Here is a 3984-nt window from a genome sequence, read left to right on the forward strand (position 1 = left end):
GGTGCGGGCCGGTGCGGGCGCCTTCGCCGCGGCACCCGGGATCCCGGCCCCGCACGGTCTGCGGGCCGCCGCCGCGCATCCGCTGATCGCGCTGCCGTTGCAGGCGACCGCGCTCGCGGTGCTCGTCGCCGTGCTCCCGGCCGCCGGTGTGGACCTCTTCGCCGCGCCGGGTCTGGCCGGCCCGGCGATCACGGTCGCGGTGCTCGGCGTGTCCGCGATCGGGGTACGCCACGCGTTGCGGCACAGCCGGCTCGCCGAGCGGGCACTGCCGCAGGCGAAGACGACGGCGGTGTCAGCGCGTCCGGCCGGCGCCCTGCACGTATAGCAGCTCCAGGATCGCCCGGGTCGCCTCGAACCAGCGGTCCAGCCAGCCCGGCGGCGGGACACTGCCCTTCGGGGGCAACTCCATCAGCAGGCCGCGCAGGAGCGGGTGGTCCACCAGGGACTCCTGCTGCTCCATCGGCCAACCGCTGGGCGGGAAGGACGGCTCGGTGAGCGGGTTGGGGTCGAGCGACGGCAGCGAGAGCGGCCCGGCGGACTGCTCCGGCGCGGTGGCCATCTCCTCGCCCTCGGTGGAGACCACCTCGGTGAGGACGGTGTCCCGGCGCGCCCCGCGGTATTTTCCACCGAACCGCTCGGGCTTTCCCGGGCCGTTCGTGAGGTTCTCTGAACCGATCGTCGTCATCCGTCTCGCCTGCCTCGTTCGGTTGCCGATCCGTGCGGTTCAACGAGGCGGAACGGAACTGGCGACGGGTGGCCGGCACCGGCCGGTACGCGAACGAAATGGTCCCGCCCGGCGACGCTGCCGGGCGGGACCACGCTTTCGGTGACGATCAGCTCCGGCCGAACGCACCGCCCCTGGCGCGGGCGACGAAGGCGTGCCAGTCGCCCGGGGCGAAGACCAGGGCCGGGCCCGTCTTGTCCTTCGAGTCCCGGACTCCGACCGCCCCGGTCACGTACGCGACCTCGACGCAGTTGTCGCAGTTCGGCCCGCTCTTCGAGCTCTTGAACCACGTCGCCTGCGTCAGGTCCACGGGGAACTCCTTGGTCGCCATTTCCACAGTGGCTCCTCTGCCAGTTTCGCGATGTGTGCGATGGATTCCTCCGGGCGAATGGCCGCTGCTCGAATGTGATCGAAGATGAAGCTGTACTTCTGCAGTTCGTCGCTCTTCTCCAGGAAGAGCCCACCCGTGGCGTTCTCCGCGTACACGACATCGGGATCACTCGGTTCGGGGAAGCTGAGGATGGTGAAGGTGCCGTCCATGCCGGCGTGCGCGCCCACCTCGAAGGGCAGGACCTGCACCGTCACGTTCGGCAGTTGGGCCACCTCCACCAGCCGCTTGAGCTGGCCACGCATCACCACGTCGCCGCCCACCGGCCGGCTCAGCACCGCTTCATCGAGCACCACCCACAGATCGACCGGATCGTCCTGGGTCAACAACGACTGACGGCCCAGACGGACACGCACCCGTTGTTCGACCTGTTCGGCGGTGAAGTCCGGCCGGGCGGCGCGGATCATCGCCCCGGCGTACTCCTCGGTCTCCAGCAGGCCCGGCACGACCTGCTGCTCGTACGCCCGGATCGAGCTGGCGGCGGCCTCCAGGCCGACGTACGCCCCGACCAGCACCGTGCTGTACGGATGCCACCAGCCCTTCTGCCGGGCCTCACGGGCGATCTGCACCAGCTCGTCGCTCTCCGCGCCCACCACTCCGTAGATCCGGAGCATGTCCCGTACGTCGCGGGGCGTGGCGGTGGTGTGCCCGGTCTCGATCCGGGAGACCTTGGACGCCGAGCACTCCAGTTGCTCGGCGACCGCCTCGATGGTGATGCCGGCGGCCTCCCGCTGCCGGCGGAGTTCCGCACCCAGCCGGCGCCGGCGGATGGTCGGGCTGCGCCGTTCGCTCATGACGCCGCCCACCGGCTCGCGGGACCAGGACTCACAGACACCCGGCTACCTCCGGTCGGTCGCGCCCCGGTTCGGCACCCGCCGTGGGCGCGACCCGGGGGCGGCGGGCGAGCGTTCGCGGCAGGGGATGGTGCCGGTCGTCGACCGGCCGCGTCGGGCGAAACCGGCGTCCAGTGTGCCGTTTGGGTACCTGACGGTTCAAGCGTCCCGTTCACGTGTCCGACTCACCTATCGGCAAAAGTCGACGTGCAACTTGCATCGAGCAGGTCGCTGATGCACTCTGTCGGTATGGCACGGGTTACTCACCGTCTTCGCATGATCTCCGGGCGTGGTGACACCACGGTCCGCGGGACGGCCGGAGGGGAGCCGTCCCGCGCCGTGAGACCTGCCCCGGGGTGAAGACCCCGCCGCTGCACGCCAGCTCGGCTGCGGCGGCGGGAGCGGTAACCGGGAGCAGCCGGGTGATGGTCGGGTGGCGGTCCGCCACCGCGGGTACGGCCCGACCAGCACCGACCTACAGACCGCCGGTCCACCGAGGTAGACCCCCCGTCACCGGACCGCACCGACCCCCGTTCAGCCTTGCCGGCACCGACCGCCGGCCGAACCTTCCCAGGAGCCCATGTGCTTCCCCGCTCCGGTGACGTACTGCACGTGACTCGCGCGGCGAGTGTCCAGTTCTTCCGACCGATCATGTTCCGGGTGATCCGGGTGCTCGACTGGCCGACCTACGACGGTTGGCTCTGGCTCGACGGCTACGAGTTGAACGCGGCGGGGGACGCGGTCAACCGGCGGTCGATCTTCGTACTCCAGGACGGGTTGCGGCAGGTCCAGGCCGCGCCGGTCCCTCGTCAGCACACCGTACGGACGGCCCGACGTCCGGTGGTCCGGACTCCGGTCCGGGTGAGCTGACCTCACGATTCCCGGTCGGGAGGGCGTGCCGTCGCCATAGAATCGGTACGCCCACCCCGGCAACGTTCCACCCCGCGCGCCACGGACCCTGAACCTGGGATGGTCATGGTCAATCTGCCCGCCGCGCGGCGGCACCACCGGTCCCGTGTCGGCTATGCCCTCGGGCTCTTCCTCTTCCTCGGCCTCGCGACCGTGCTCGCGCTCGTGGTCCGCCATCCGGCCTTCTCCGCCACCCAGCAACTCGCCGAGCCCGTGCCCGCCCCGGAGATCACCGTCGCCGGGGAGGGCGCGCGCTCGGCCGGCGAGGCGGCGGAGGCCGAGCCGTACGGGGACGAACCCGACGCCGACGAGCGGAACGGTGCCGGGTCGGCGACGGCGGACGACGTCGACGACGAGCCCGACGACGACCAGGCGGGCTCCGGAGCCGGGGAGGGCGCGCTCGCCGACCGCCCCACCGGCTCGACCGACCTCAGCCGGTCGCTGTTCTACTCCGGCCTGCTCGGGCTCGCCATCTCGCTCGCCGGGCTCGGCCTGGTGGGCACCCGACGCCGCCAGTGGTGAGCGTCAGGGCGTGGTGGTCGCCGGAGCGGAACTCGGGGTGGTCGCGCCGGTGGTGGGCCTGGCCGCCTCGGCCACCACGAGCGTGACCCGGTCGCCCTCGCCGACGGAGTAGCCGGCCTCCGGATCGGTGGAGATCACCGTTCCGGCCGGCCGGTCCGACGGCCGGCGCTGCACCCGGTAGTCGACACCGAGACGGTCCAGCGCCGCGCGGGCGGCGGACTCGGGCAGCCCCACCAGCGGCGGCATCGGCACCTCGGCGGGAGGCGTGGTGGTCGGGGGCGTGCTCGGCGGGGAACTGCTCGGCGACGCGCTCGTCGGCGCGGCGCTGGTCCGCGCCGAGGTGCTGGGCACCGCCGACGGCGCCGGACCCGGATCGTCGTTCCGCTCGGCGGCGCGCAGCGCCAGCCACACCCCGGCCGCGATCAGACCGATCAGGACCAGCGCCAGGACGCCCAGCAGGATCGGCATCCACCAGCGGCGTCCGGCCTGCTCGTCGCCGTACCACTCGGCGCCCGGTTCCGGGTAGCCGGCCGGTCGTGGCGGTGGCACGCCCGCGCGCCCGGACCACGCCGCGCCGCCGACCGGCTCCTGGAGATCGGAAGAGCGTC

The 3984-nt window shown here is 72.5% G+C and carries 6 protein-coding genes and 1 pseudogene; 3 read left to right on the plus strand and 4 right to left on the minus strand.

Going from position 1 to position 3984, the window contains the following annotated elements:
* A pseudogene (locus tag HUW36_RS27420) lies at positions 1-325 on the plus strand (hypothetical protein); the annotation flags it as partial.
* Here the strand turns inward: HUW36_RS27420 and HUW36_RS27425 are convergent.
* From HUW36_RS27425 to HUW36_RS27435, 3 genes are all read right to left on the minus strand, one after another.
* The gene (locus HUW36_RS27425) at positions 293-685 is read right to left on the minus strand and encodes a hypothetical protein (protein ID WP_174530783.1); all 393 of its coding nucleotides are present in this window, start codon (positions 683-685) and stop codon (positions 293-295) included. The pseudogene HUW36_RS27420 and the gene HUW36_RS27425 sit on opposite strands and share 33 nt — an antisense overlap.
* A 148-nt stretch (positions 686-833) precedes the next feature.
* Positions 834-1055, minus strand: a complete 222-nt coding sequence (locus HUW36_RS27430) for a DUF397 domain-containing protein (protein WP_091566110.1) — start codon at positions 1053-1055, stop codon at positions 834-836.
* The gene (locus tag HUW36_RS27435; protein ID WP_174530784.1) at positions 1025-1906 is read right to left on the minus strand and encodes a helix-turn-helix domain-containing protein; all 882 of its coding nucleotides are present in this window, start codon (positions 1904-1906) and stop codon (positions 1025-1027) included. The genes HUW36_RS27430 and HUW36_RS27435 overlap by 31 nt, the downstream gene beginning before the upstream one ends.
* Positions 1907-2527: 621 nt before the next feature.
* On the opposite strand from HUW36_RS27435, the gene HUW36_RS27440 reads away from it, so the two are divergent.
* Positions 2528-2815, plus strand: coding sequence for a hypothetical protein (locus tag HUW36_RS27440; protein WP_174530785.1), 288 nt, complete (start codon positions 2528-2530; stop codon positions 2813-2815).
* 99 nt (positions 2816-2914) lie between these two features.
* Positions 2915-3376 carry a hypothetical protein gene (locus HUW36_RS27445; protein WP_174530786.1) on the plus strand — a complete coding sequence of 154 codons (462 nt, stop codon included), beginning with the start codon at positions 2915-2917 and terminating at the stop codon, positions 3374-3376.
* Positions 3377-3379: 3 nt separating this feature from the next.
* Here HUW36_RS27445 and HUW36_RS27450 read toward each other — a convergent pair.
* Positions 3380-3984: PASTA domain-containing protein (locus tag HUW36_RS27450; protein ID WP_174530787.1), on the minus strand; the 605-nt coding region annotated here is incomplete at its 5' end.

The organism is Micromonospora maritima (assembly GCF_902825405.1).
Lineage (GTDB): Bacteria > Actinomycetota > Actinomycetes > Mycobacteriales > Micromonosporaceae > Micromonospora > Micromonospora maritima.